Below are 25,111 nucleotides of genomic sequence, written 5' to 3'. Positions count from 1 at the left end.
ATGAGCGTGCCGATACTTGCGCGTTATCCGCGGATAGCTACCGTGCCGCGTATTGTCGTGCTGATATCGACGCGCATCGTGGGGGGGCCTGCGAAAGGGCTTTTGCAGGTCATCCCGGAGTTGCGCAGGCGCGGTCGTTTCGATGTGGTGTTGTGTACATTCGCTGATCGCAAAGAGCCGGAGTCCCCGTTTGTACTGGCGGCACGGGAACGTGGAATCAGCGTCAACGTTTTGCGGCAGCGGCATCATTGGGATCTTGGGCCAATGAACGAGTTGCGCAAACTCGTTGATCCGCCAGGGACCATCATCCAGACCCACGGTTACAAGGAGGCGGTGTTCGGGCTTGCGATAAAACGGCTTGCCGGGCGGCCATGGATTGCCTTCCTGCATGGCACCACCGAGGAGAATCTCAAAGTGCGGTTTTATCATCGCCTGGATCGAGGGCTGACCAAACATGCAGACGCCATTGTCTCGGTTTCGCGGGAGCTCGCCGAGCGGAGGGTTCGGCCGCGTTATAGGGGCAAACTTACGATCATCGAGAACGCAGTCGAGAGACCTTCCCAAGAGGCGCTTGTCCCGCGGCGGACTCTGCGGCAGAAATGGCAGGCGAAGGGATGGGTGATTGGCTGCGTAGGCAGGCTGAGTCATGAAAAGGGTCAGGCGCAGCTTATAGAGGCTGCGGGCAAGCTCTTAAGGCAGGGCGCGCTTTTTACGCTGGTCATGATCGGAGATGGCCCGGATCGCGATCTTTTGCAGGAGAAGGCGCAGATAGAGGGGATAGGCGCGCACGTGCGGTTTCTCGGGCATATGCCCCGTACGGACGAGATCTACGCCAATATCGATATGTTGGTGTTGCCGTCGCATCGAGAGGGCATGCCCAATGTCATATTGGAGGCCATGCAGTGGCGGCTGCCGATTGTGTCGACTGCGGTGGGGGCGGTGCCGGAGATGCTCGTGAACGGGGTATCCGGTTTGCTGGTTCGGCCCCGGGACCCGATAGCTCTGGCCCGGGCGATCGCAGCCTTTATGCGGGATCCGGAGAAGGCGGCGCGTATGGGGCGCAAGGCTTATGAGGCGCTCTATCCGCGCTTCTCGCCCGAGCGACGCGCTGAACGATTCGAGAGCCTTTATTATCGTGTTTTGGAGGCGGTATGAGTGTAGTCTTTTGGACCGCTCTGGGATTCACGATCTATACGTACGCGGGTTACCCATCATTATTATGGGTGTGGGCGAGACTCAAGCGCCCCCCGACAACCTATTTATGGGGCAGCTCCCTCCCCAATGTGGCGGTCGTGATCCCGGCATATAACGAAGAATCCGTCATTGCCGACAAGTTGCGCATGGTGCTCGCCTCGCGCTACCCCCGCGATCTTCTGCGTGTTCTCGTTGTGTCCGATGGTTCGGCGGACGGAACGCTCGCCGCCGCCAAGTCGGTGTCGGATCCCCGTCTCACGGTAATTGGAAAAACCAAGCGGTCGGGCAAGATGGCGACCGTCAATTACGCCATGAGTCTCGTGTCAGAGCCCATAGTCATCATGACCGACGCTGGTGAACAGTTCGAGGAAGAGACCGTTGCACGTCTTGTGGCGCGCTTTGCGGATCCGTCCATGGGCGCGGTCTCCGGGGAGCTTGGGCTTGTGGCCATGGATACGGGATTTAGCCGCAGCCTGGGAGCCTATTGGCGCTATGAGAAGGCTATCCGCGCCCTCGAGGCCATAGTGGGCTCGGTGGTGGGGGTGACGGGACCCGTTTATGCTATGCGTCGCGCTCTGTTTCGCCCCATGCCGACCGACACCATTCTGGACGATCTTGCGATTCCGCTCGAGATCATAAAGCAGGGCTATCGGGTAGGCTACGAACGCAGCGCCTTGGCCTTCGAGAGGGCGACACAGCAAAGCCGGCAGGAGTTCGTGCGTAAGCGTCGCACCCTTGCCGGGAACTACCAGGCCATAGGACGCTACTGGCGCCTTTTGTTGCCAGGGAGCCCGGTTGCGTGGCAGTTTTGGTCGCACAAGGTGTTCCGGCTGCTCGTGCCTTATGCGCTCGCCACCATGCTCTTGACCACGGCTGCTCTGCCCGCGCTTTTGCGCGCCATCGTGTTTGCCGCCCAAGGCCTCTTTTATGGACTTGCGCTGACGGCGGTGTTCGTGCGGCGCTCCGAGCGGCCTTGGCTCAATATCCCGTATACTTTCTGTGTATTGAACTGGGCGGCCATCGCCGGTTCCTACCATTATCTCGCCGGCCGCATGTCGGTGCAGTGGGAGAAGGTCAAGTGACAGATCGGGAGCGGTGTTTGTTTATAGCCGCGGGTCCGGACTGGGGCCGGCACCCCTGTAGTCTTTCCCACATCATGGACGTCGTGGTGCGGGAGCACTCGGTGATTTGGATCAATAGCATAGCTCAGCGCGCCCCGCGCCTGTCGCGCCAGGATCTCGTGCGTGCCGTGCATAAGGCGATGGCGTCGATTCGATCGACCAGCCGGCCCGCAAGCGATGGGCCGCTCGTGATCCATCCGCGGGCTGTCCCTTACCACAAGTACGCGCCCGTTCGGTCGGTCAATGGCTGGCTCATCGCGCGCCAGTTAAAGCCACTGCTTGCGCGTTTTGCGGGCCACAAGGTCATATTGGTGGCCACCAACCCAGCGGCGGTGGCGCTCGCCAACAGTCTGCGGCCCGATGCCACCATCTATTTCTGTATGGATGAATACGCACGCATGCAGGATTCAGATAGGCGTCTGATCGAGGTGTGTGAGCCATTGATGCTCTCGCGCGCGGATGCCACCGTGGTGACGGCGCGCACACTTGTGGAGAGCAAGACATGGCGCGGCAAGATACCTGTCTACCTGCCCCAGGGTGTCGACGTCGCGCATTTCCGAAAACGCGCGCAGCCGCAAGCCGCGCTCGCGGCCTTGCCGCGTCCAGTCATAGGGTTTCAGGGCATTATCGGCGGGCGCGTCGACATCGAGTTGCTCGAGAAGATCGCGCGCACCTTCCCGTGGGCCTCGCTGGTCCTTGCCGGCAAGGAGGAGGTGGATATCACGCCCTTAAAGCGCCTCCCTAATGTGCATGCCCTGGGGCCTATCCCCTATGCCGATCTACCCTCCGTCATACAGGTCTTCGACGTGGGCCTCGTGGCCTACCGCAACGATGCCCACGTGGCCTGCGTGAACCCCCTGAAGCTGCTGGAATATCTGGCCCTGGGTCAGGAGGTCGTGTCGGTCTATCTTCCGGAGCTCTTGGCGCATAGTGAATATGTGCGCTGGGCACGCAACCACGAGGAATACTTGGCTGTTTTGGGCGAGGTGCTGGCTCGCCATCCATTCGATCCCGCGGACAAGGGTCGACGGGCGGCCTATGCGGCGTCGCACTCCTGGAAGGTTCGTGCCCGCGATTTTCTTGCCCTTTGCGACCATCTGTTGGCTAAGCCGTATTCCGCCACTCCCACCCTAGACGGCGCTGTAGATCATCGCCAAAGGACACCCGTATGACCGTGGTTTTCATGCATCACGATGTGATCGACGCGTCCAAGGCCCAGAGGTCGGGATTCTGCGGAGTCGGTGCCGAGGTTTATAAGGTGACGCTTGCCCAGTTTCGGGAACAGATCGCGGGGCTTGCTGCGGCGTTTCCGGGCAAGGGCCCGGCGCTCGATCCTGGTGCGCCCTTTGCGCTCACGTTCGACGACGGCGGGGCATCCGCTACCGAAGTGGTGGCCGAGGTACTCGCCGCGCGTGGGTGGAAGGCCCACTTTTTCGTGGTGACGGGCGTGCTTGGCATGCGGGGGTTTGTGTCGGTCTCGGGGCTGCGGATGCTGGTCGGGCAGGGTCACACGGTAGGAACGCACACGGTGACCCATCCCCATCGCCTTCAGGCGCTGCCCTATGCCCATATCGTGCGTGAATGGCGGGATAGCCGCGAGCGCCTCTCGGACTTGCTCGGGCAGTCGGTGCATTGCGGTTCGGTGCCTGGTGGTTATTGTAGCCGGGCGGTGCGCAGGGCGGCGGCCCAGGCCGGCCTGTCTTTACTTCTGACCTCGGAGCCCACGGTCCGGCGTTACGAGAGCGATGGGGTGGCGGTACAGGGTCGATTCGCGGTGTCAGGCCGTGATCCGGCAGAAAGTGCGGTACGGCTCGCGCAGCAGGCCTACGCAAGAGGCATGAGGGCGTTGCGCTGGCAGGCCCTAGGCGTCGCCAAGAACGCTCTCGGACCCGTTTATCCAGCAGTGCGCGAAGGCCTCTTGCGGTTACGCGCTTAAACAGGGACGAGCAAAAGTATGAAGCGACAAGACCTGGTAGTCGAGGTCATCTATGCGCCGCTCGTGGGCGGATCGGAGATGCTGGCCTTCAATCTGTGTAGGGAGTGGCAGACGAGCGGTATCAAGGCGCGCATCTGCTGTCTCTACGAACGGTCCGGCGCCTTGACAAGCTCCTTTGACGAGGCTGGGATCCCCTACGATCTCTTGGATATCGGCGGCCATGGACTCCTCGGTCGCTGGATGCGCACGACCCGGTATTTCCTGCGCGTGCGGCCCCGCGCCATTCATGTGCACCATCTGGGGTCGCTCGTGAACGTCCTGCTCCCCGCCTATGTGGCGGGATGCTTCAATATTGTTTATACCGAACATTCCGCTTATGCGATCGCCCGGACGCGATGGATGCAGCGCGCGCTGCCTATCGTCAGTCGGCTCGTGACGCGGTTTACGTGCGTGTCGCGCAATCTCGCGGACTTTTTCACGACGCTCGGCGTGCCGAAGGATCGGCTAATGACCATTTATAACGGTGTGGATATCGAGCGCTATAAGCCAGGTACGCCGCGCCCCGAGGTATGTCCGGTCGTGCGTATAGGCGCGGTAGGCAGGCTTGTCGGCGAAAAGGATTACCCAACACTGCTTTCGGCGCTTGCCATTCTCAAAGAAAAGAACGTGCGCTTCTTCGCCGAAATCGCGGGCGACGGCCCGCTTGCCGAGGGCCTCAAGGAGCGGGCCCAGGCTTTGGGCTTGCGCGACGTTCTCGCGTTCCGCGGGTCATGCAGCAATGTGCCGGCATTCCTGCGCGATCTTGACATCTATGTTTTGAGCTCCCGGCACGAGGGCTTGCCCATCGCGGTGCTCGAGGCCATGGCGACCGCGTTGCCGGTGGTGGCGACGCGCATAACCGCCATCCCCGAAATCATCGAGGACGGGCGGACCGGGGTGTTGGTCCCCCCTGGCGATCCGCTGGCCCTGGCCGAGGCCCTGGCCGCTTTGGCCGCTGACGGCGCTCGCCGACGCCGTCTTGGGGAGGCAGCGCGCGAGATTGTGCGACTCCAGTATACGATCGCCGGCACCAGTCGGTCCTATGCCGTGGAGCTCGGCATGCGGGTACGGAGGAAGATAGGATGAGGAGGGTAGTCCTGGCAGGCTGTTTGTTCTGGACGGCCATGGCGCAAGCGCATCTGGCCGTTTGGTTGAGTCATAGCACCCACAAGATTCGCCCGGAGGCGCATGCAGTTCCGCGCTCGGCCATCCGCCTGTTTGCCGCGCACGGGGAATACGCAGCCATGCAGATATCCGTGAGGGCCGATCACCCCATCAAGGTGTTGCGTATCGTGCCAAGCGCGCTTGAGGATCGGCAATCGGTCATCGGCCGCTGGCAGATGACGGTCTATCGCGAGGCCTTCATAAAGACGACGCACCCGACCAATGTCGTCGCGCCTGTAGGCTTATGGCCGGACGCCCTCATTCCGACCGTCGACAACTACTACCATGAACGACGCAACGCGCTACCGTGGAGGGTTCCAGGACGATTCACGCAAAGTTTTTGGATCGATATCTATGTACCGCGTACGGCAGGGTCCGGGCGCTATAGCGGGACTGTCGCTGTGACGGTCCGCACCCATGGACGTAATGAGGTGCGTGTGCTGCGCGTACGGTTGCGCGTTTTGCCTTTCGCCATCCCCGCAACATCCTCGCTACCATCGAGCTTCGGGTTCGACGGGGCGCCACTGTCGCTCGTATTTCGTGGGCGTTACGGGGCGCTTACGAACGCACAACTGATGCATCTCACGCAACTATTCAATACCGCCGCGCTTAAGGACCGGATCGCCTTGGGCGGCGGATCCGGAATACCGGCACCGATGCACTGGAAGCATGGTCATCTCTCCGTCAATTGGCACGAGTACGACGAAGAGGTGGGGCAGTTCATGACCGGTTGCAAAGCTGCCCACGGCGCGCGGTGGCGCGAGACGGACGTTCGGTGGCTTACGCATGTCTTCTATCACAAAATGCCGCGTCGCGAGCAGATTGCGTATTTCCGCGCATGGGCGCGGCATTTCCGGCGCGAGCATTGGCATGTAGGGCTTTATGCCCTTGGCTTGGATGAGCCACACTCGCGTAAGCAGTTTGCGCTGGCCAATCGCCGCGCGGCCGTCATACGCCGTGCGACGAACGCGGTTTTACCGATGGTAACGAGCGCGAGCATCGATAAGCTCGATGGCAAGAATTTCGGGATACTCTGCCCCGTTATAAACGACGTGGAAGGTCTAAACGACGTGGATAAGCGCGAGATGCTTGGTCGTTATGCGCACAAGTATCACCTGAAGCTTTGGTGGTATCAGTCGTGCATGAGTCACGGCTGCTGGATCGTGGGCCGGAGGAGCAGTCTCGGCTGGCCGAGCTACATGATAGACCAACCCGCGATCTACAATCGCATCATGCCGTGGCTGACATGGAAGTATGATATGAAAGGCGAGCTATATTACGACACAGACATAGGGTTTAGCATGGGTCATAAAGACCCATGGACGGATCAATACCATTTCGGGGGAAACGGTGATGGGACGCTCTTTTACCCGGGTCGTCCGTCGGTCATAGGTGGCAAGCGCGACATCCCCATCCAAAGCATCCGTCTTATGATGATCCGCGCAGGCTATCAGGACTACGAATATCTGCACATGGCATCACACCTCTATGGGCGGGGTGCGGTTTTGCAGGTCATAGGCCACGCCATCCGTTCTACACACAGCTGGACCAAGCGACCGGCGGTCTTGCGTGCTCTCAAATGGAAGCTCGCCACGATGATTGTGCGGGGGCTGCATGAGAAGCCCGTTCACTGAGCGGCCCAATAGCGCCGGAAGCTTTGTGTGCAACACGCGCCAAAGCTTGTCGTAGCCCGTGTCGGGGCAAGCGGTCTATGGTAAGGATGAAGGGGTTTGGCGGGCGGGGGAGAAATACGAAAGGGCCGCGCGGCCCAGTCGGCCGCGCCTTCGCCTTACGAGGATTTATTGCCCTTGGATCCACCATGGTGCGTGGTCGGCGCCTCGCCGGTCTCGTCCTCACCGCGCTTTACTTGCGGTTCGGCCTTGTGGCCTTCCGAGTACTCTTCGCCGCCCTGACGCGCCCGCGTCTCCCATCCACCATGGGAGCTCTCGCCGCCTTTGCGTCCTATCGCGGCCATATGCTCGCGATTCTGGCTCACCGCCTCGCCGCCTTTGCGTCCCGCCTCGCGCGCCTCCTCGGGCGTGAACTCGTGAGCGGTCCCCTTCTCGTGCGCCGCTTTGCCGCCCTTGCTGGCAATCTCGCGTTGCTTGCCGGCGTCCATTGCCGCGAAGCCCCGCTTACTTTTTCGCTCGTTCGGCATGAAATCTGTCTCCTTGTCGTCTGAATTGATACACGAAATGGACCCCCTGCGGGAGGCGAATAACGATGGAGGCAGTCTAGGAGATGCGCTTTAGGCCGTCATCGGACAAAGGCCCGATATTGTGTAAGATGCTGGAAAAAACCACAAAGTAATGGTTGGGGAATACTACTACGGACACGAATAGAACGAAGAATGTCAAAATAACGAGCCCATGGCAGAGGTATGGTCGGGTTTTGGACGATCTCGGGGCAAAAAAAACCTCCGGACTAAGGGGGGGAGGAAGCCGGAGGTCGTAAAAGCCTTAATAGGTTTAAGGCGCCGCTCAGGGAGGAGGACGAGCGGATGCGTCATTATTTGATAAATAGACCGAACTCAGCATCGGACGAAGGTCGGAGCCCCGGCACTGGCCTGCGATAGGCTCGGGGTCCAGAGGTCAGAGGGAAACGGGATGGTGGATCCGAGCCGCCAGGGCAGGGCGGCCGCCCAGGCGAGGCGGCTGCGGTGGATCAGGTCCCGCAGCGCCCGAGCGGGGCGCGGTAGCCTAGGAGGTGTCCAAGGCCCGTGCGTAAGGGGGTGGCGGGTACAAGGCCCAGTAGGGTGCGCAGGCGCGCGACATCGGCGCAGGAGCGGCGTATGTCGCCGGGTCGGTCTGGGCGGAATTCCCGGACGATGCGGCGCCCAGCCAGGCTCTCGAACGCGTCGATGAGCGCGAGTAAGTCTTGTTCGATGCCGGTGCCGACGTTTATGACGGCGCAGGAGAGGTCCTGGCATCCCAGGGCGCGTACGAGGGTTTCGATCAAGTCATCGATATAAACGAAGTCGCGCGTCTGGCACCCGTCGCCATAGACCACGAAGGGGGCGCCTGTTGCCAGTCGGTCGGCAAAGAGGCTAATGACCCCAGAATATGGCGAACTCGCATCCTGCCTTGGGCCGTAGATGTTGAAGAAACGAAAGACGGTGGCGTTCAGGTTCCGGGTGCGGGCGAAATACGAGAGGTAATGCTCGCCGGCGAGTTTGTCGGCGGCGTAGGGGGAAAGCGGCACAGGGGTCGCGGTCTCGGAGACCGGCGCCGGCGCCTCGTCGCCGTATATGGCGGCGGAACTGGCATAAAGCACGCGGGCGACCTGGCAGGATGCCGCGGCCATCAGACAATTCAAAGTCCCGCCAAGATTGGTGGCGTGGGTCCCAAGAGGGTCATGCATGCTTGCCTGCACCGACGCCACCGCGGCGAGATGCACGATGGCATCCATGCCGCGCGCTGCGCGTGCTAGCGCCTCCCCGTCGCGAACGTCGGCGACGAGTAGGTGCGCGGCGGACGCAGGCCCCCGAAGGTTTTCTCGCTTGCCAGAGGAGAGATTGTCGAAAAGCGTGACCGTGTGCCCGTCTACGACGAGGCGGTCGGCGAGGTGGGAACCTATGAATCCCGCGCCCCCTGTTATCAAGACCTTCATGACTACACCTTTTTGGGCCGTACGGCCCGAAATTTCAGAAAGACGGCGCTTATGGTGGGGGTGCATGGTTTAGCACGCTATCCAGCTTTCGGCTTATTGCCGTCGAGGCCCGTGGCCAGTAGCGTGGCGGCCTGAAGCGTTCGTTATTTTGGGTAATTCGTAGGGAGATTTCATGGATGAACAGGGACGTTCTATGAGCACAGTGGCAGTGGTGGGCTTGGGCTATGTCGGTTTGCCCCTGGCGGTGGCCTTCGGAAAAAAGCGTCGGACGATAGGCTTTGATCTCGATGAGAGGAAGGTCGACAGTTATCGACATTATTGCGATCCGACAGGTGAGGTGACAAGCGACGAACTGCGTGAGGCGTGCCATCTGTCGGTGACCACCGACCCGAGCGCTTTGGCGGAGGCCGATTTTATCGTGGTTGCAGTGCCGACGCCGATCGACGCCGCGCATCAGCCTGACTTCGGACCGCTCGTGCGCTCAAGCCGCACGGTGGGTGATCACCTGAAGAAGGGGGCGGTGGTTGTGTACGAGTCCACGGTCTATCCGGGCGCCACGGAGGAGATCTGCGTCCCAATCCTCGAGCAGCGCTCCGGGCTCAGCTTTCGGCGCGATTTTCATGTTGGCTACTCGCCTGAACGGATCAATCCGGGCGACCGCGAGCATACGCTTACGCGCATCACGAAGATTGTCGCAGGCGACGACGCCGAGACCTTGGAGAAGGTGGCGGGCCTGTATGGATCGATCATCGAGGCGGGCGTCTACCGGGCCTCGTCGATCAAGGTGGCCGAGGCGGCCAAGGTGATCGAAAATACGCAACGGGACCTCAATATCGCACTCATGAACGAGCTGTCGATCTTGTTCCATAAGCTTGATCTCGATACCGGGGAGGTCTTGGCGGCCGCCGGCACCAAGTGGAATTTCCTGCCTTTCCGACCAGGGCTCGTGGGTGGCCATTGTATCGGTGTCGATCCCTACTATCTGACCCACAAGGCCGATAAGGTCGGCTACCACCCGCAGGTCATCCTCGCGGGGCGGCGCATCAACGACGGCATGGGCAAATATGTGGCCGAGGAGACCATCAAGCAGATGATACGCGCGGGCAGCGCCGTGAAGGGCGCGCGCGTCAATGTGCTGGGGCTCACCTTCAAGGAGAACTGCCCGGATTTGCGCAATTCGCGTGTCATAGACGTCATAAACGAGTTGCGGTCCTATGGCGTCGAAGTCTTCGTGCACGATCCAGTGCCGGAGCAGGAGGAGGCCCGGGAAGAGTACGGGATCACGCTCTCGCCATGGGAGGACCTGCCGGTGGCCGACGCCATGGTCGTGGCGGTGGCGCATAAGGACTTCCTGGCGCGCGATTCCGAGTCCTTGGCGGCTAAGATCAAGCCGGGCGGGGTATTTTCCGATGTGAAGTCGCAGTTCGACGTCCAATCGCTTTCGGCTCGCGGTTTGACGGTCTGGCGGCTATAACGACACGCGCGGTACAATGCCACCGTATGACACAAGGATGATGACATGCATATTCTGATTACTGGCGCAGCCGGTTTTATCGGCTCGACACTGGCTCACAGACTGCTTGCGCGCGGCGACACCGTGACGGGGGTCGACAACCTGAACGATTATTACTCGGTGGATCTGAAAAAGGCGCGGCTTGCCCGTCTACAGGCCCTGCCGGGTTTTACCTTCAAATATCTGGACATCGCGGATCGCAAGGCCATGTCTGAGCTTTTTTTGGCTGAGCATTTTGATGCGGTCATGAATCTTGCTGCGCAAGCCGGCGTTCGACACTCTCTGAAGGATCCGCATGCCTATGTGGATGCCAACATCGTGGGCTTCGTGAACCTCCTCGAGGGCGCTCGCCATACTGAGGTCGGCCACTTCGTCTACGCATCGTCGAGTTCGGTGTATGGATCCAACAGCCAGCAGCCCTTCTCGGAGCACGACTCGGTAGGCCATCCGGTCTCCCTCTATGCGGCCAGCAAGCGCGCCAACGAACTCATGGCGCATAGTTACGCCCATCTGTTTCGTCTGCCGTGCACGGGCCTGCGCTTCTTTACCGTGTACGGGCCCTGGGGCCGGCCGGACATGGCGCTCTTCCTGTTCACGAAGGGGATACTCGAAGGCACGCCCATCAAGGTGTTCAATCACGGCAAGATGGTACGCGACTTCACCTACATCGACGACATTGTCGAAGGTGTCGTGCGCGTGATCGACAAGCCCGCGCAGCCCGCTCAAGACTGGTCGCCGTCGAACCCCGATCCGGCCACGAGCAATGCGCCCTTCCGACTCTACAATATCGGGAACAACCAGCCCGTCGAGCTCATGCATTACATCCGGGTGCTTGAAGAGTGTCTTGGCCGCAAGGCCCAGATCGAGATGTTGCCGATGCAGCCGGGCGATGTGCCCTCTACGATCGCAAGCGTCGACGACCTGTCGGCCGACCTGGGTTTTCGGCCGGCCACCTCGGTCGAGACTGGTATCGCCCGGTTCGTGGAGTGGTATCTGGAGTATATGCACGCGCCGGCCGCCAAGCTGGGCGAGCCGGCGTAGGGGCGCGCCCCGCGTCATGCCGGTCTGGCCCCGGCGCGCCCGGAGGAGCCAGGGCCTCCCCGCCTATCGAGACATGCGGACCCTCTTCTCTCTGCGTGGCTGAAAAGATCCCCCCTCCGAGGGGCGGGGCCGCGCGCGCCCCTGCGTGTCTGGAGGCGGCCTGTCTCGCGGCCCGCGCTTATGGAGAGACACAAAGAAGAGTATGGTCCTTGTGCCTGTCTGCGGAAGTCGCTTAGGTGATCGCGGCGGCGAGCAGGGTGCGGTAGCGGCGTACCAGTTCGCTCGTGCCGCCAAGCAGCGTGAAGGCGGCCACCAGGGCCCGGCGTCCGGCATCATTATTGAAGCGCCGATCGGTGCGCGCGATGGTGAGCCATTGCTCCAAGGCCTGTTCGTGGCGCCCGGCGAGGAGGTAGCGGGCCCCCAGGGCGAGCCGGGCGCCCATATCACCCGGATGCGCATGGATCTTTTGCTCGAGTTCCGCCAGGGGTGGGGCATCGGCCGCCATGCGGACGAATTCGAGGCGCGCGAGTAGGGCGTTGATCTCCGTATCGCCCAGGGCGCGCGCCGATAGACCCTTCAATACCGTTTCCCCTTCGGCGATTTGGCCTTGTTCGCACAGCAGTCGGCCGAGGTGGGCCGTCAGGCGATCGTTCGCCGGATCGGCTTCGCGCGCGGCCCTGAGGCGCGCGATGGCCCCCTCGGGGTCGCCCGCACCTTCCAGATCCAAAGCGGCGCGCAAGAGCGCGTCGGAGGGGCGATCGATGTGGGCATCGAGCAACTCGCGGATCGTGCGCTCGGGCTGTGCGCCCACGAACTGGGCCACCTCCGCGCCATTCTTAAAGAGTTTGACGGTCGGCAGGCCGCGTACGCCGAAGCGGCCCGACAAGCGTTGTTCTTCGTCGCTATTGACCTTGGCAAGAAAAAACCGGCCCTGGTACTCTTCGGCAAGTTTGGCGAGGAGGGGCATGAGCGTGCGGCACGGGCCGCACCATTCCGCCCAAAAATCGACCAGTACGGGCACCTTGTGTGAGCGCGCCAAAACGACTTGGTCGAAATCATTCTCGGTGACGTCGGTGATAAAAGGCGACGCGGCCATGCAATTCCCCCTCTGAAGGTCTCAGTTGGGGGCGATATGCGGTCGGACGGGACAAATATCAAGCGAGGCAGAGAATGGCGCTCCCTAGGGGACTCGAACCCCTGTTACCGGCGTGAGAGGCCAGCGTCCTAGGCCACTAGACGAAGGGAGCAGCGTGCAGCGGCTCTTGGGCGCCGCAAAGCAGTGCTATTATACAGCCCTCGTTTCAAATTGAAACAAACCTGAGCTTGGGAGGGACCTTTTTCCTTTGACTGACATAAGTAAGGCACCGACGATCGTAGATGCCGCATCCTGCGGCTTAGCGCCAGGGGGGATCAGCTCGCATGCGCGCCAGGTCATAGAACGGCTGAAGGACGCGGGTTACACCGCGTATCTGGTAGGCGGCTGTGTGCGCGACCTTATCCTGGGAAAGGAGCCTAAGGATTTCGACGTGGTGACGCAGGCGCGGCCGGAGGAGATCCGCCAGGTGTTCCGCAACGCACGCCTGATCGGGCGGCGTTTTCGTCTGGCCCACGTCCACTTCGGGCGCGAGATCGTCGAGGTCGCCACCTATCGGGCGGCGCCCGCAGAGGGCCCGGAGGACGATGGCGGCAACGTCTTTGGGACCCTGGAAGAGGATGCCTTCCGGCGCGACTTTACGGTCAACGCCCTCTATTACGATCCGGACGAGGGCCTCATCACCGATTATGTGAACGGTCTTAGCGACCTAGCGCAGGCCCAGTTGCGGGTGATAGGGGACCCCGAGGCGCGCTTCCGCGAGGATCCGGTGCGTATGCTGCGGGCGGTCCGGTTCGCGGCCAAACTGCGATTGCGTCTGACCGAGGACGGACGACGGCTGTTGCCGGTCTTGGGACCGCTCCTGCAAGATGTGGCCCCGGCGCGGCTCTTCGAGGAGGTGTTGAAGCTTTTTCACACCGGCAATGCGCTCGCGACCTACGAAGCGCTCTGTGAGCACCGTTTGTTCGAGGTGTTGTTCCCGGGTGTGGCCGCGGTGCTGGGCCCACACGCCGACCCTGACTCACTCCTTTCGCGTGCGCTCGCCAACAGCGATCTGCGTATTGCCGAAGATAAGCCCGTAACCCCGGCATTTCTCTTCGCGGCCTTGCTATGGGAGGCGGTCCAAGAGGAGGCGGTGCATAGCATTGCCGAAGGAGCGCCACCGGCCGAGGCCTGGATGCAGGCCGCCGAACACGTATTGCGCGAACAGCTGCGTATCGTGACCATCCCCAAGCGTTTCAGCGTGCCGATGCGCGAGATCTGGAGCCTGCAGTCGCGGTTTGAGCGGCGTGCCGGACGCCATGCCTTCCGGTTCCTGGAGAGCAAGCGGTTCCGGGCGGCCTACGATTTCCTGGGGCTCAGGGCCGCGGCGGGCGAGGCGCAGGAGTCGCTGTTCGATTGGTGGACACGTTTTCAGGAGGCCGCCGCAAGCGAGCGCGAAGCCATGGTAGCGGCCTTGGATGGGCAAGCCGAAAAGCGGCCTCGCAGGCGACGCAGGCGGCGTGCGGCAGGCGGCTGAGGCGGTCGTAGGCCTGGGGGCGAACGAGGGCGATACCGTAGCGACGCTCTCGGCCGCGCGGCGGGCCTTGGCTGAGCTGCCCGCCACCTGCCTTGCGGCGACGTCTTCCCTGTATCGGACCGCGCCTATCGGCTGGACGGACCAGCCGGACTTTTTGAACGCCGTGTGCCTCCTGCGGACTGCGCTTGCGCCCGAGGTGTTGGCAGAGGCGCTCTTTGATCTCGAGCGGACGCTTGGGCGGGTGCGTGTGGGTGTGCGTAACGGGCCGCGCGTGATCGACATCGATCTTCTCTATTATGAAGGCGTCACGCGCGACGGACCGACCTTGACCTTGCCACACCCTCGCCTGCACGAGCGCGCTTTCGTGTTGTATCCTTGGGCGGAGATCGTGCCGGGTTTTCGAATCCCCGGGCTTGGGGCCTTGGACGATCTCCGCCGGGCTGTGCAAGACCAGAGGGCGGAGAGGCTTGCGATAAAGTGGTAAGGAGGCTTGCGTGAAGGAACGGGCGCCGGTGCCGGCATCTTTGTCTGTCGGATCGTTTCTTGTGATCGAGGGACCGATAGGGGTTGGGAAGACGAGTCTCGCCCGCCGCCTGTCCTTGCATCTCGGTCTCGAAGGGGTGTTCGAGGAGCCGGAGCAGAACCCGTTTCTGGCGCGTTTCTACGAGAACCGGCAGGCCTTCGCGCTCGCCACCCAGCTCTTTTTCCTCTTCCAGCGCCGTCGATTGCTTGATGATCTGGCGCAGGGCGATTTTCTGCGCGCCGGCATCGTGGCGGATTTTTTGTGGGCCAAGGATCGGGTGTTCGCGGGCATCACGCTGGATAACGATGAGTGGCGCCTCTATGAGCAGATCACCTCGTCTCTGCCGGAGCCCGTCCAGACGCCGGACTTGGTCGTGTTTCTCCAGGCGCCGGTGGATGTCTTGATGGAGCGTATACGCAAGCGCGGGCGTGCCTATGAGCACATCGATCGCGCCTATCTCGCCTCCTTGGCGGAGGGCTACACCGATTTCTTTCATCGCTACCAGGACTCGCCGCTTCTCATGGTCAACGCCGCGGAGGCCAATTTCGTCGAGAGCGACGAGGATCTCGCGGCGCTTGTGGAGTCGATCCGCGGTATTCACAGCGGTCGGCATTTCTTCAACCCTTTGGCGTCGGGTACCGGCACATGAGTAGTGCTTTTTCGGAGATCGTCACAGCGCCGCGTCTTATGGCGATGAAGAAGGAGGGCCTCAGGATTACGGCTATGACCGCCTATGATGCGAGCTTCGCGCGCGCCATGGACGAATCCGGCATGGATGTGATCTTGGTGGGCGATTCGCTCGGGAACGTGGTACAGGGACGCAAGAGCACGGTCCCGGTGACGCTCGAGGACATGATCTACCATACGCGCTGCGTGGCGCGCGGGGTCAGCAGGGCGCTGCTCATGGCTGACATGCCGTTTTTGAGCTTTCAGGGCTCGGTCGACCAGGCCTTGCGTGACGCCGGGGCCTTGATGCGCGCCGGTGCGCACATGGTGAAGGGCGAGGGCGGGGGGCCGTTTGCGGCCAATGCCGCCTACCTCACGGCGCGCGGCGTACCCGTATGCGGGCATATTGGTCTTACCCCCCAATTCGTGCATAGCCTGGGCGGCTACCGGGTGCAGGGACGCGGGGCCCAGGCTGCGCACCTGCTCGCAGAGGCCCAGGAGCTGGCCGAGGCGGGGGTCTCGGCCCTGATCCTGGAGGCGGTGCCCGCACGTCTGGCCGCCGAGATTACGGCGAAGGTGGCGGTGCCTACGATTGGCATAGGTGCGGGCCCCTCGTGCGACGGGCAGGTGCTGGTCATGCACGATGCCTTAGGGCTGGGCGCGCGCCGCCCCCGCTTCGTGCGCGATTTCTTGGCCGGACAGGGTGGCGTCAAGGCGGCTTTCGCGGCCTACATAGAGGCCGTGCGCGCCGGCCGTTTTCCCTCACCCGACGAAAGTTACGGCGAATGATCACGATACGCACGCTTGCGGAGCTCGTCACGCAGCGGGCTTCGTGGCCGGAGGATATCGGGTTCGTTCCGACTATGGGCGGCCTCCATGAGGGACATATGGCGCTTATACGCCGTGCCCGTGGGGACCACGAGGTGGTGGTGGCGAGTGTATATGTGAATCCCCTGCAGTTTGGGCCCCAGGAGGACTTTGCCGCCTATCCGCGCACTGAGGACGCCGATTGCGCCAAGCTCGCTCAGGCATCGGCGGATGCCGTATTACTGCCAAGCGATGCCGTGATCTATCCCCGTGGGCGGGAGCGACAGACCCAGGTGCATGTGCCGGGCCTCTCGGAGGACCTGTGCGGCCGCCACCGGCCCGGCCATTTCGCGGGGGTGACGACGGTGGTGGCGCGGCTCTTGGGTCTCGTGCGGCCACGGGTCTGCTACATGGGGAAGAAGGATTATCAGCAGTGGCGGATTGTGACGCGCATGGTGGAGGATCTGGGGCTTGCGACCGCGATCGTGGGGGTCGACACCGTGCGTGAAAACGATGGGCTGGCCCTCAGCACGCGCAATACCTACCTTACGCCTGCCGAGCGGTCACGCGCGCCCGGCCTTTATGAGACCTTGACCGAGGGGGCGGGGCAGGTGGTCGCAGGCGCCGCGCTGACCGATGTCGAGGCCGCCTGTAGGGAGCGCCTGAAGGCCTTGGGGTTTGCGCCCGACTATGTCGCCGTGCGTTGCGCGGACGACCTAAGCGTGCCCTCGGCGACCGACTCCGATCTCGTGATTTTGGCGGCCGCACGCCTCGGGCGCACCCGTCTCATCGATAACCGGGAATTCCGCAGGTAAGGCTGCCCGACAGTGGGCATTGGCAGCGCGGCCCGAAAACCGGATAATAGCGGGATGCAAAGAACCATGCTTCACGCCAAATTACACCGCGTACGCGTGACCCAGGTCGAAATCGACTACGAAGGGTCCGTTGCCATTGACGCCGTGTTGCTGGATGCGGCCGGTATTCGTGAGTACGAGCGTATCGATGTATTCAATGTGCGCAACGGCGAGCGCTTCAGCACCTACGCCATCCGTGGCGAGCCTGGCTCCGGTCTCATATCGGTGAATGGCGCGGCTGCCCACAAGGCGAGCGTCAACGATCTCATCATCATCTGCGCCTTCGGTGTCTATGAGGAGCGCGAGGCTCGCAAGATGAAGCCGCGCCTCATCTATGTCGATGCATCCAACCGCATCGTGCGCAGCAGTCACGCCATTCCCATGCAAGCCGCCGGCTGAGCCGGTCGTCCACGCCAATTTCCCTATTGTCGGCTGCCAGCTACGGGCCGCGGCCGCGTGCGGCGCCAAGCCACGGTCATTCCTTGGTCGCGTGCGAGACCCGGTCTCCCGGGCGTGGTGGGGGTTGCGGCATGGGCCCGATGGTGGATTACATGCTCTCCCAGGGGCCCCTGCGCAGACGTCTTACATGAGGTCGATCGGCTCGCCGTGTTCGAGCGGCGTCTTATGCGGATCATCTTTCTTGGCCGCCGACAGAATGCCTGCCACGATATTGATCACAAGCAGGGTGATCATGACCGGTGCGAAGCCGTGCAGGAAGGCCTCCGTGCGCAGCGCGACTGGCAGATCTTTGAAGACGGTCACTTTATACCCATGATCGAGGATGTATTGATGCTCGAGAGACGTGAAGATCACGCCCGAGATGTCGACGCCAAAAATGAGCCCGAGCGCCCGCATCATGTTCAAGATGCCGCCTGCGACACCGAGGCGCTCCTTTGGAACGGAGCCCATGATGGCCGAGTTGTTGGGGGGGGTGAAAAGACCCATGCCGATGCCGAGCACGACAAGTTCGCCGATCAGGATCGCCATACTCGGGGAGCGTCCTGTGAAGATCAAAAGCGCAGAGGCAAGCGCGCATACGGCCATGCCCCACATGGTCATGACGCGGGAGCCGTATTTGTCGGATATGTGGCCGGCGAACGGGGCTACGATCGCCATGGCAAGCGGGATGGGCGTTAGGATCGAGCCCGTCACCACCGGGTTGTAGCCGGCAATCTTTTCGAGATAGAAGGGCATCAAAAAGAGGACGGCGAACAGCACATAATAGGACAAAAGCCCGGTGAGATTGCCGGCCCAGAAGGCGTAGCGCTTGAAGAGCGTGAGATCGATCATCGGGTGCTCAACGCGGGTCTCGGTGACGAGGAAGGCCGCGAGCAAGACTGCGCCCAGAACAAAGTAGGTGAGGATGATAGGCGCGGTCCAGCCAATGTGCTCGCCCTCGTTGACGGCAAGCACCAGAAAGGCCAGCCCGGTCGCGAAGAGGGTGGTGCCGAGGTAGTCGATCTTCTCGCGCTTGCCCGAACGTTCAGCTGCCGGCAGACAGTAGAGGGCAGCGAAGGTGCCCAAGATGCCGATGGGCACGTTGACGTAGAAGATCGCCCGCCAGCTGACCACCGAGATCAGGATGCCGCCGACGAAGGGGCCGATCGACATGGCGACAGCCTGCACCGCGCCCTGAATGCCGATCGCGCGTCCCCGCTCCTTGGCCGGGAAGGCTGCGGTAATGAGCGCCACGGAGTTGGCTTGCAGAAGGCCTGCGCCGATGGCTTGCAAGATGCGCGCGCCGATCAGGAAACCGGCCGAGGAGGCCAGTCCGCAGAAGGCGGAGCCGACCGTGAAGACTACGAAGCCTGTGTTGTACATCTTGGTGCGGCCGAAGATGTCGGCGAGCCGCCCAAAGAGCGGGAGGAAGATCGTGAGGGTAAGCATATAGGCCATCGCTACCCACTCGATGACCGCCATGTTGACCTTGAAGTCGCCTTGCAGGGTCGGTAGGGCGACATTCACGATGCTCACATCCAGGGCTGACATGGAGGCCCCGATCAGAACCGTGATAAGAATGAACCAACGCCATTGCGGATGTGAGCTGAAATAGGGGTGGGGAAACCGAGATTCCACGTAATGGTCCTCTCAAAGTCAGGGCCGTAGGCCACCTTCGGTACGCTTTGCAGCGAACCATACCTTACGCCCGAGTGTAGTCAACGGAATTGTGTCCGCCTTCATGCTCAGGCTACTCGTCGTCCCTTGTCGGATGGTGTCTCGAACATTAAGGGTTCGAAGGGATCGCAAAAAAGGCGGCGATTGGGGTCCGTAGTATACGCGCGGTGTGGGGGCGGCGCTACCGATTTTCAGTATAAACTGATATACCGAAAGGGAGGGGTTGGGGCGGCCGTATAGGCGTCCATCACACGTTTGTTTACCTCCCTGTCGTACCGGATCTGGATGTGTCGAAAGTGCCGGTTCTGGGTGCGTCTGCATTCGAGTTGCGGACTTGTTGCCCCTGGACGTTTGCGCCGCCGGTAGGGTGGCGATCGCGATGCTCCGCGGTCAGAAGGACCCCTGGAGATGCCGCTTTTTGTCGAAGCCAACGGGGAGGCGGATCCGTGGTAGGGGGTGTAATCGAGGATCATCCGGTGTTCGATGTCGCGCGCGTCGCGCCGAGGCCCATCCAGAGCGTTCCGCTACACCGGACGCCGGATTTCAAATCGTGATCGCCATTCTCTGCGCAAAATGGGGTTGCGCGAAGAGCAGTGGCTGCGCATTGCCTGCGAACGGGAGGCGAGCGGCGACTTGAGCCGACGCAAACACCCTATTGGCGTCGACCCTGTGTCCGGACGGCGAAACCGATGGAAGCGGGAGATCACGTTGTAGGTGGCGATCTGGCGTTTGAGCGAAGGGCTTGCACACCGCTCGCAGAGACGCGGGGCGGCGTGCGGACCTTTGCGCTTGAAGAAGCGAAGCCAGGTTCCCATACTCGGATTTTCTCAGAACGGGATGATCTATGCACCCCGCCTTGAAGACGCTCTTGAACCGCGTGGAACCGATGAAGGGCTTTGTCTATGAGTCAAGCCGTATTCGCCCGGCCAGCAAGGCCCGCAGAAGGGGCTTAGCGGCCATGCCGACCATCGAGATCGGCCTACGTGCGCATCACGGCCAATCCGCCCGGGGCTCGCAGTGCCGGCAGCCCGCGCCGGGCTATGACACCCTTCCCGAGCGGCGCTTTCGATTCGTGCCACTGTGGGGCATGCCGACCTGGTGCCTGTATGCCCCCCGGCGGTTGGCGTGTGACACGTGTGGGATTCACGTCGAGCATCTGCCATGGGCCCTGGGCAAGCGTCCGGTCACGCAAAGCTTTGCCGGGTTCCTCGCCAGCTGGGCCAAGCTGCTGAGCTGGCAGGTGGTCGCGCGGCGCTTTCAGGACCCGCTGGGATAAGCGTCTTTCGCTCGGTGGAGATGGCGGTGACCTGGGGCCGCGAACGCCTGGATCTTACCGGCATCTCGGCCCTCGGCGGTGACGAGATCTATGGGAAGAAGGGCCCAGTTCCTCACGTTGGTCTATCAAATCAACGAAGGTATGAAGCGGCTCTTGTTCGTCGTCGAGGATCGCCAAGAGAAGAGCCAGCGCCAGTTCTTCGCCTGGTTTGGTAAGGAACGCAGTGCGGCGATTGAGTTCGTCTGCTCGGATATGGGGAAGCCCTACCTGAACGTCATCGCCCGATGCGCCCCCAACGCCCTGAACATCCTGGATCGCTATCACATCGCCGCCAAGATGAACAAGGCGATCGACGAGGTGCGTACGCAGGAGACGCGCGCCCTGAAACGCCTCACCCCCGGGACGAAGGTGATCCTGACGCACGCGCGCTGGTGCCTCTTAAAGCACCCCGAGAACTTGACCGAGAACCAAGCGGTCAAGCTGAAGGATCTGCTCTCGTACAACTTGAAGTCCCTACGGGCCTATCTGCTCAAGGAAGAGCTCCAGATGTTTTGGGAGTATGTCTCGCCGGCATGGGCGGAGAAGTTCATGGACCAATGGTGCACGAAGGTGATGCGTTCGCGCTTGGAACCAATGAAGAAGATCGCGCGCATGATCCGTGTGCACAAGCCGCTCATCTTGAACTGGTTCGCGGCCCGCGACGAGGTCTCTCTCGGGGCCGTTGAAGGCCTGAACAACAAACTGAAGGCGAGTATCAGGACGTCCTAATGGATTTCGCACCCCAAAAGCCATAAAGATCATGCTTTATCATAAGCTTGGCGCGTTACCGGAGCCAGAGCTCACCCACAGATTCTGCTGAGGAGCCGGAATTCTTTAGGAGTCTCCTTTAGGAGACTCCTAGGAAGGAGCCAAGGGAAGGGGGCTTGAGTGGCCCCTTCCTTGTCTCCAATGATATTACCGGATGCCCCCGCCTTTCTGGCGGGGTAAGGCAAACCCAAACCCAAACCCAAACCCAAACCCAAACCCAAACCCAAACCCAAACCCAAACCCAAACCCAAACCCAAACCCAAACCCAAACCCAAACCCAAACCCCACCATGGAAGAAAAATGAGGGGTATACGGGCGCATACCGTATTGGTATACTCTGATCCATGCACGTGATCGCCAAACCTATCCTGGTGGACTTTTGGACAAAGCATCCGGACGCCGAAAGCCCGCTGAGCGCTTGGTATCATCTCGTCAAGATGGAGGTGTTCGCGGACTTCAACGATCTGCGCAGGACGTTTGCCGGTGCGGATTTTGTGGAGGGGCTTACGGTCTTCAATATCGGCGGGAACAAGTATCGGCTAGTCGCGGCGATTCACTATAACCGGCAGAAGGTCTATATCCGACACGTCCTGACCCACGCTGAATATGACCGAGGCGGATGGAAGCCGTCCAGGAGGCACTGATGACGTATATGCACAAGGCGATGCCCGAGGCGCAAGCCATTCTGCGGGCCTGGGAGCCCTTCAAAAAGGTGATCGGCGTAACGGCCGTGCGCACCGAAGACGAGTACGCGCGGGCGCGCGCCGTCATCGACGTGTTGCTGGGCGCTATCAGCGGCGACGAGAACCATCCCTTGGCCGACGTGCTCGACTACCTCGGCGACCAAGTGGCGGCCTATGAGGATGAACACGTCGTTATCCCCGAGGCGGAACCCAAAGAGGTGCTGCGTTTTTTGATGGATCAGCACACCCTAAAGCAAGACGATCTCGCGGATTGCGCCCCGCAAGGGCGTATTTCCGATATCCTGAACGGCCGCCGGGCGATCAGTAAAAACATTGCCCGGAAGCTCGCGCGCCGCTTTCATGTGAGTCCGTCCGTCTTTTTGTAACGGTCAGCGGCGCCGTAGTTCCAGACAGACATCCCCCGCGGCGCATCTCTGTGCGACCCGCGCGGCGGTTGCGGGCCATGCGTACTCATTGAGATCGCGTTTCGGAAAACGCCACATAGCGGCAGGTGGTGCCGCAGCCGGCCACGTCTGGGGAGCCATCTGGTAGCCGACCCAGCCGCCCGCCACGGCCACCACCAGCCCGAACAGGAGCGCGGCCCCCCAACAACCCCCACTCCCCGCATCGCGCGCGCTCAGCAGCCTCTACAGCCGCCGTATCGGCCAGTGCCGCTTGCCAGTCGCCAAGAGTTTCTTCCTTTTTCCTGGCGACGAGCTTAGAACCTAAAAACCGCAATTGACTTCACCCCCTAGCCGGTCAAAGCTAATCCAGACGCCGGTTTGCGGCGGTTTTGATGAGCGCGGAGGACTCCCCCTATGGGTGAAGCCAAACGGAAGACCCTGAAGGCCCAAAAACCGGTCGCAGTGGATACCTTCGGGGGCCGCATCCATGTCGAGTGGGATCCGACGGCCGCGGTCACGCCACTCGGGCAATTGCCCTTCTTCATCGACTTCCTGAAGGTGAGCGGCGTGTTCGATGCGTGGGTGAAGGACTGCCCGCTTCACTACATCAGCAACAACGCCCCCGACAAGCGCGCGGTGCTCGCGACTTTCCTGCTCTCCATTCTCGCCGACCATCACCGGTACGCGCACATCACCGGCATCCGCGAGGACACGATCCACCCGGAACTGCTCGGGGTCGACAGGCTCGTGTCGGAAGATGCCGCCCGTAGGGCTCTCATGCGCATCGATGAGTCGGCGGGGTTGGCGTGGCTCGACCGGCATCTCGCGAAGACCACCCTGGCGTTATTGAGTACCCCGTGGATCTTGGATCTCGATACCACGGTGAAATGTCTCTACGGGAAACAAGAGGGCGCGGTGGTAGGCTACAACCCCCACAAGCCGGGGCGTCCTTTACACAGTTACCACAGCGCCTTGATGGCCAACACCCGGCTCGCCTTAGGTGTCGAGGTGATGCCGGGTAACGCGAGTGCGCCGCTTCACAGCATGCCGGGCATCTGGGCCTGGCTCGATGCCTTACCGACCTCCGAACGTCCGGCCCTGTTGCGCGGCGACATCGCCTATGGCAATGAATCCGTGCTGCGCGAGGCCGAAGCCCGCCATCAGCCGTATCTCACGAAATTACGGCTTACGAAGAACGTGCGTCGCCTTGTGACCCGTCTCTTTGCGCACCCCGATTGGGAGAAGGCCGGTCAGGGGTGGCAAGGCCGGGAAGACACCCTCCAACTCTCCGGCTGGAGCCGGCCCCGGCGCGTCACCGTTCTTCGTCGCCAGATTAAGGGCGACGTGCTCATAGCCGCCCAAGACGACCCGCAGAGGACCTTGGCCTTCATCGAAAGCCGAGCGACAGCCGCCGCCTATGAGTATGCGGTCCTAGTGACCTCCACCGCCTATGAGGTGCGTACGCTGGCGCAACTCTACCGCGACCGCGCGGACGCTGAGAACAATTTCGATGAATTAAAGAATCAGTGGGGGGTGCGACCTGGAAGCCGCTTGCGTGTCTGTTTCACAGGACAAGGACGGCCTGATGAAACCGGTTGCTCTATCAACCGTTCCCCACCCAGACATGCGGAGCCGGTAACGGCTCGGTGTGAAGCTCTGGGGACAATGTAACCGCCGAGAAATCGGTACGTCAACCCGCGAGGGGAGGCGGAATCTGCCAGCACTAGGCGGAGAGGGGCTAGGGACGAGCGGGTACGACCAACAGAGGTGAACCTCTAATAAACGCCGTTAGGTTTGACAAGCCAAAAGTGCTGATAGGCAAGCGTGCGCCGGCTCTCGGTATGCGCGATGGGACGTCCAAGTCTCCATCGCGCCCTCGATCTCGGCGCAACTCATGATCTCTTCGCTCCGCTACGAGATGCCGCGGCCGTCCTGCGGGCGAGCCGTGCGCTTTTCTGGCGCACAACAGGCTCGCCCACAATAACTGGACGGCGTATCGATGTCCTTGCAGGTGGCCTACGGCCACCCGCCCGGACCTACGCCTCCCGCGGACTACGCGCCCTCGCTTGCGCTCTCCTTGGCGCGCAGCGCTTGAACCAAAAGGGTATGCAGCAAGGTATGGTCCTTACCCCATGGGCCATCGTGGACAGTGCGCTGCCGGCGAAAAGGAGGGGTCCACCCCGCTCTGACAGGCAAGGGGAACAGGGTAAGCCCGTAAGGCCGCCGGAAACGGCAGGCGAACCGCAAGGAACGCTGTGGGCGTTGCGGGTATAGGAATACGGAAAAAGCGAACGTCTCTCGGTAATCGGGAGGATACCGGCTGTTCCCTGGCCGGGCGCGAAAGCGCGCTGACTTCCGTGCGGTCATTCAGGGCGAGAGAACATGAGTGACACTCTCAACCCCCTGTGTCAGCATAGTTTCAGCATAGTTGTCGTATGGTTTTTCCTAGAAATCCATCCTCAGGGGGTGGCAAAAAGAGAGTCACATGGCCACTTACGCATCGGAACGAAAAGAAGCGGTTTGTCGTAGGCTTATGGATGCCGACGGGATCTCGTTAGCCAAGCTCGCTCGCGATACCGGGATCGGGGAGAGTACGCTCTATAATTGGCGCAAAGAGTTACACGCCTCAGGAGCCCTTGTGTCCCCTCGAAAGACTCAGAAGTCATGGTCCTCTGCGGAGAAGTTCGCCGCAGTCTTAGAGACCGCCAGCATGAATGAGGCCGAACGGGCGGAGTATGCCCGTCGTA

At 61.7% G+C, this 25,111-nt stretch carries 24 protein-coding genes and 1 tRNA gene; 20 read left to right on the top strand and 5 right to left on the bottom strand.

What is annotated here, in order from left to right:
• From ACYCTF_RS03675 to ACYCTF_RS03650, 6 genes are read left to right on the top strand one after another with little or no spacing between them, the layout of a single operon-like run.
• The gene (locus ACYCTF_RS03675; protein WP_461282791.1) at positions 1-1,155 is read left to right on the top strand and encodes a glycosyltransferase family 4 protein; all 1,155 of its coding nucleotides are present in this window, start codon (positions 1-3) and stop codon (positions 1,153-1,155) included.
• Complete coding sequence (locus tag ACYCTF_RS03670; RefSeq protein ID WP_461282790.1) at positions 1,152-2,276, top strand: glycosyltransferase family 2 protein; 1,125 nt, start codon at positions 1,152-1,154, stop codon at positions 2,274-2,276. The genes ACYCTF_RS03675 and ACYCTF_RS03670 overlap by 4 nt, the downstream gene beginning before the upstream one ends.
• A 17-nt stretch (positions 2,277-2,293) precedes the next feature.
• Positions 2,294-3,487, top strand: a complete 1,194-nt coding sequence (locus tag ACYCTF_RS03665) for a glycosyltransferase family protein (RefSeq protein ID WP_461282789.1) — start codon at positions 2,294-2,296, stop codon at positions 3,485-3,487.
• The gene (locus tag ACYCTF_RS03660) at positions 3,484-4,251 is read left to right on the top strand and encodes a polysaccharide deacetylase family protein (RefSeq protein WP_461282788.1); all 768 of its coding nucleotides are present in this window, start codon (positions 3,484-3,486) and stop codon (positions 4,249-4,251) included. The genes ACYCTF_RS03665 and ACYCTF_RS03660 overlap by 4 nt, the downstream gene beginning before the upstream one ends.
• An 18-nt stretch (positions 4,252-4,269) precedes the next feature.
• Positions 4,270-5,376 carry a glycosyltransferase gene (locus tag ACYCTF_RS03655; RefSeq protein WP_461282787.1) on the top strand — a complete coding sequence of 369 codons (1,107 nt, stop codon included), beginning with the start codon at positions 4,270-4,272 and terminating at the stop codon, positions 5,374-5,376.
• Positions 5,373-7,088 carry a DUF4091 domain-containing protein gene (locus ACYCTF_RS03650; protein WP_461282786.1) on the top strand — a complete coding sequence of 572 codons (1,716 nt, stop codon included), beginning with the start codon at positions 5,373-5,375 and terminating at the stop codon, positions 7,086-7,088. The genes ACYCTF_RS03655 and ACYCTF_RS03650 overlap by 4 nt, the downstream gene beginning before the upstream one ends.
• 155 nt (positions 7,089-7,243) lie before the next feature.
• On the opposite strand, the gene ACYCTF_RS03645 is transcribed toward ACYCTF_RS03650, so the two are convergent.
• Positions 7,244-7,612, bottom strand: a complete 369-nt coding sequence (locus ACYCTF_RS03645; RefSeq protein ID WP_461282785.1) for a KGG domain-containing protein — start codon at positions 7,610-7,612, stop codon at positions 7,244-7,246.
• Between the two features lie 506 nt (positions 7,613-8,118).
• The gene (locus ACYCTF_RS03640) at positions 8,119-9,063 is read right to left on the bottom strand and encodes an NAD-dependent epimerase/dehydratase family protein (RefSeq protein ID WP_461282784.1); all 945 of its coding nucleotides are present in this window, start codon (positions 9,061-9,063) and stop codon (positions 8,119-8,121) included.
• Between the two features lie 193 nt (positions 9,064-9,256).
• Between ACYCTF_RS03640 and ACYCTF_RS03635 the strand changes: the two genes are divergently transcribed.
• Together ACYCTF_RS03635 and ACYCTF_RS03630 are read left to right on the top strand one after the other, a co-directional pair.
• Positions 9,257-10,537, top strand: a complete 1,281-nt coding sequence (locus ACYCTF_RS03635) for a nucleotide sugar dehydrogenase (protein ID WP_461282783.1) — start codon at positions 9,257-9,259, stop codon at positions 10,535-10,537.
• Positions 10,538-10,582: 45 nt separating this feature from the next.
• Positions 10,583-11,617, top strand: a complete 1,035-nt coding sequence (locus ACYCTF_RS03630) for an NAD-dependent epimerase (RefSeq protein WP_461282782.1) — start codon at positions 10,583-10,585, stop codon at positions 11,615-11,617.
• A 232-nt stretch (positions 11,618-11,849) separates the two neighbouring features.
• Here ACYCTF_RS03630 and trxA read toward each other — a convergent pair whose 3' ends face one another.
• A complete protein-coding gene (gene trxA, locus ACYCTF_RS03625; RefSeq protein ID WP_461282781.1) occupies positions 11,850-12,713 on the bottom strand; it encodes a thioredoxin in 864 nt (287 codons plus the stop codon).
• A gap of 75 nt (positions 12,714-12,788) precedes the next feature.
• Positions 12,789-12,864: transfer RNA gene (locus ACYCTF_RS03620), tRNA-Glu, on the bottom strand.
• 96 nt (positions 12,865-12,960) lie between these two features.
• Here ACYCTF_RS03620 and pcnB point away from each other — a divergent pair.
• From pcnB to panD, 6 genes are read left to right on the top strand one after another with little or no spacing between them, the layout of a single operon-like run.
• Positions 12,961-14,229: a polynucleotide adenylyltransferase PcnB gene (gene pcnB, locus ACYCTF_RS03615; protein ID WP_461282780.1), complete on the top strand. Its 1,269-nt coding sequence runs from the start codon at positions 12,961-12,963 to the stop codon at positions 14,227-14,229.
• Positions 14,213-14,713 (top strand): 2-amino-4-hydroxy-6-hydroxymethyldihydropteridine diphosphokinase, encoded by a 501-nt coding sequence (gene folK, locus ACYCTF_RS03610; RefSeq protein WP_461282779.1) that lies wholly within the window; start codon positions 14,213-14,215, stop codon positions 14,711-14,713. The genes pcnB and folK overlap by 17 nt, the downstream gene beginning before the upstream one ends.
• Before the next feature lie 10 nt (positions 14,714-14,723).
• Positions 14,724-15,401, top strand: coding sequence for a deoxynucleoside kinase (locus tag ACYCTF_RS03605; protein WP_461282778.1), 678 nt, complete (start codon positions 14,724-14,726; stop codon positions 15,399-15,401).
• Positions 15,398-16,207, top strand: a complete 810-nt coding sequence (panB, locus tag ACYCTF_RS03600; protein WP_461282777.1) for a 3-methyl-2-oxobutanoate hydroxymethyltransferase — start codon at positions 15,398-15,400, stop codon at positions 16,205-16,207. The genes ACYCTF_RS03605 and panB overlap by 4 nt, the downstream gene beginning before the upstream one ends.
• On the top strand, positions 16,204-17,040 hold the full coding sequence (gene panC, locus ACYCTF_RS03595; protein ID WP_461282776.1) for a pantoate--beta-alanine ligase: 837 nt from the start codon (positions 16,204-16,206) through the stop codon (positions 17,038-17,040). The genes panB and panC overlap by 4 nt, the downstream gene beginning before the upstream one ends.
• A 54-nt stretch (positions 17,041-17,094) precedes the next feature.
• Positions 17,095-17,478 carry an aspartate 1-decarboxylase gene (panD, locus tag ACYCTF_RS03590; protein WP_461282775.1) on the top strand — a complete coding sequence of 128 codons (384 nt, stop codon included), beginning with the start codon at positions 17,095-17,097 and terminating at the stop codon, positions 17,476-17,478.
• A 183-nt stretch (positions 17,479-17,661) separates the two neighbouring features.
• Here panD and ACYCTF_RS03585 read toward each other — a convergent pair whose 3' ends face one another.
• Entirely contained in the window at positions 17,662-19,155 is a 1,494-nt protein-coding gene (locus ACYCTF_RS03585) for an MFS transporter (RefSeq protein ID WP_461282774.1), read from the bottom strand.
• 883 nt (positions 19,156-20,038) lie between these two features.
• Between ACYCTF_RS03585 and ACYCTF_RS03580 the strand changes: the two genes are divergently transcribed.
• From ACYCTF_RS03580 to ACYCTF_RS03555, 6 genes are all read left to right on the top strand, one after another.
• The gene (locus tag ACYCTF_RS03580; protein WP_461282773.1) at positions 20,039-20,470 is read left to right on the top strand and encodes a hypothetical protein; all 432 of its coding nucleotides are present in this window, start codon (positions 20,039-20,041) and stop codon (positions 20,468-20,470) included.
• A 90-nt stretch (positions 20,471-20,560) separates the two neighbouring features.
• The gene (locus ACYCTF_RS03575; RefSeq protein WP_461282772.1) at positions 20,561-21,238 is read left to right on the top strand and encodes a transposase; all 678 of its coding nucleotides are present in this window, start codon (positions 20,561-20,563) and stop codon (positions 21,236-21,238) included.
• A gap of 383 nt (positions 21,239-21,621) precedes the next feature.
• Positions 21,622-21,921: a type II toxin-antitoxin system HigB family toxin gene (locus ACYCTF_RS03570; protein ID WP_461284395.1), complete on the top strand. Its 300-nt coding sequence runs from the start codon at positions 21,622-21,624 to the stop codon at positions 21,919-21,921.
• On the top strand, positions 21,921-22,346 hold the full coding sequence (locus tag ACYCTF_RS03565; protein ID WP_461284394.1) for a helix-turn-helix domain-containing protein: 426 nt from the start codon (positions 21,921-21,923) through the stop codon (positions 22,344-22,346). Before ACYCTF_RS03570 ends, ACYCTF_RS03565 begins: the two co-directional genes overlap by 1 nt.
• A 432-nt stretch (positions 22,347-22,778) precedes the next feature.
• Positions 22,779-24,035 carry a transposase gene (locus ACYCTF_RS03560; protein WP_461284393.1) on the top strand — a complete coding sequence of 419 codons (1,257 nt, stop codon included), beginning with the start codon at positions 22,779-22,781 and terminating at the stop codon, positions 24,033-24,035.
• An 814-nt stretch (positions 24,036-24,849) separates the two neighbouring features.
• A partial coding sequence (locus tag ACYCTF_RS03555; RefSeq protein ID WP_461284558.1) for a transposase occupies positions 24,850-25,111 on the top strand: 262 nt, incomplete at its 3' end.

This window comes from Acidiferrobacter sp. (assembly GCF_054609335.1).
The sequence above is the reverse complement of the archived record's forward strand: the minus strand, read 5'-3'. Positions and strand labels throughout refer to the sequence as shown.

Bases quoted from the DNA above. Each gene is read 5' to 3' on its own strand.
- ACYCTF_RS03675 (WP_461282791.1), top strand. From the start codon at position 1: ATGAGCGTGCCGATACTTGCGCGTTATCCGCGGATAGCTACCGTGCCG.
- ACYCTF_RS03640 (WP_461282784.1), bottom strand. From the start codon at position 9,063: ATGAAGGTCTTGATAACAGGGGGCGCGGGATTCATAGGTTCCCACCTC.
- ACYCTF_RS03570 (WP_461284395.1), top strand. From the start codon at position 21,622: ATGCACGTGATCGCCAAACCTATCCTGGTGGACTTTTGGACAAAGCAT.
- panD (WP_461282775.1), top strand. From the start codon at position 17,095: ATGCAAAGAACCATGCTTCACGCCAAATTACACCGCGTACGCGTGACC.
- panB (WP_461282777.1), top strand. From the start codon at position 15,398: ATGAGTAGTGCTTTTTCGGAGATCGTCACAGCGCCGCGTCTTATGGCG.
- ACYCTF_RS03635 (WP_461282783.1), top strand. From the start codon at position 9,257: ATGAGCACAGTGGCAGTGGTGGGCTTGGGCTATGTCGGTTTGCCCCTG.
- ACYCTF_RS03560 (WP_461284393.1), top strand. From the start codon at position 22,779: ATGGGTGAAGCCAAACGGAAGACCCTGAAGGCCCAAAAACCGGTCGCA.
- ACYCTF_RS03660 (WP_461282788.1), top strand. From the start codon at position 3,484: ATGACCGTGGTTTTCATGCATCACGATGTGATCGACGCGTCCAAGGCC.
- ACYCTF_RS03630 (WP_461282782.1), top strand. From the start codon at position 10,583: ATGCATATTCTGATTACTGGCGCAGCCGGTTTTATCGGCTCGACACTG.
- ACYCTF_RS03645 (WP_461282785.1), bottom strand. From the start codon at position 7,612: ATGCCGAACGAGCGAAAAAGTAAGCGGGGCTTCGCGGCAATGGACGCC.
- ACYCTF_RS03575 (WP_461282772.1), top strand. From the start codon at position 20,561: ATGGGAAGAAGGGCCCAGTTCCTCACGTTGGTCTATCAAATCAACGAA.
- ACYCTF_RS03650 (WP_461282786.1), top strand. From the start codon at position 5,373: ATGAGGAGGGTAGTCCTGGCAGGCTGTTTGTTCTGGACGGCCATGGCG.
- panC (WP_461282776.1), top strand. From the start codon at position 16,204: ATGATCACGATACGCACGCTTGCGGAGCTCGTCACGCAGCGGGCTTCG.
- ACYCTF_RS03655 (WP_461282787.1), top strand. From the start codon at position 4,270: ATGAAGCGACAAGACCTGGTAGTCGAGGTCATCTATGCGCCGCTCGTG.
- trxA (WP_461282781.1), bottom strand. From the start codon at position 12,713: ATGGCCGCGTCGCCTTTTATCACCGACGTCACCGAGAATGATTTCGAC.
- ACYCTF_RS03565 (WP_461284394.1), top strand. From the start codon at position 21,921: ATGACGTATATGCACAAGGCGATGCCCGAGGCGCAAGCCATTCTGCGG.
- ACYCTF_RS03580 (WP_461282773.1), top strand. From the start codon at position 20,039: ATGCACCCCGCCTTGAAGACGCTCTTGAACCGCGTGGAACCGATGAAG.
- ACYCTF_RS03670 (WP_461282790.1), top strand. From the start codon at position 1,152: ATGAGTGTAGTCTTTTGGACCGCTCTGGGATTCACGATCTATACGTAC.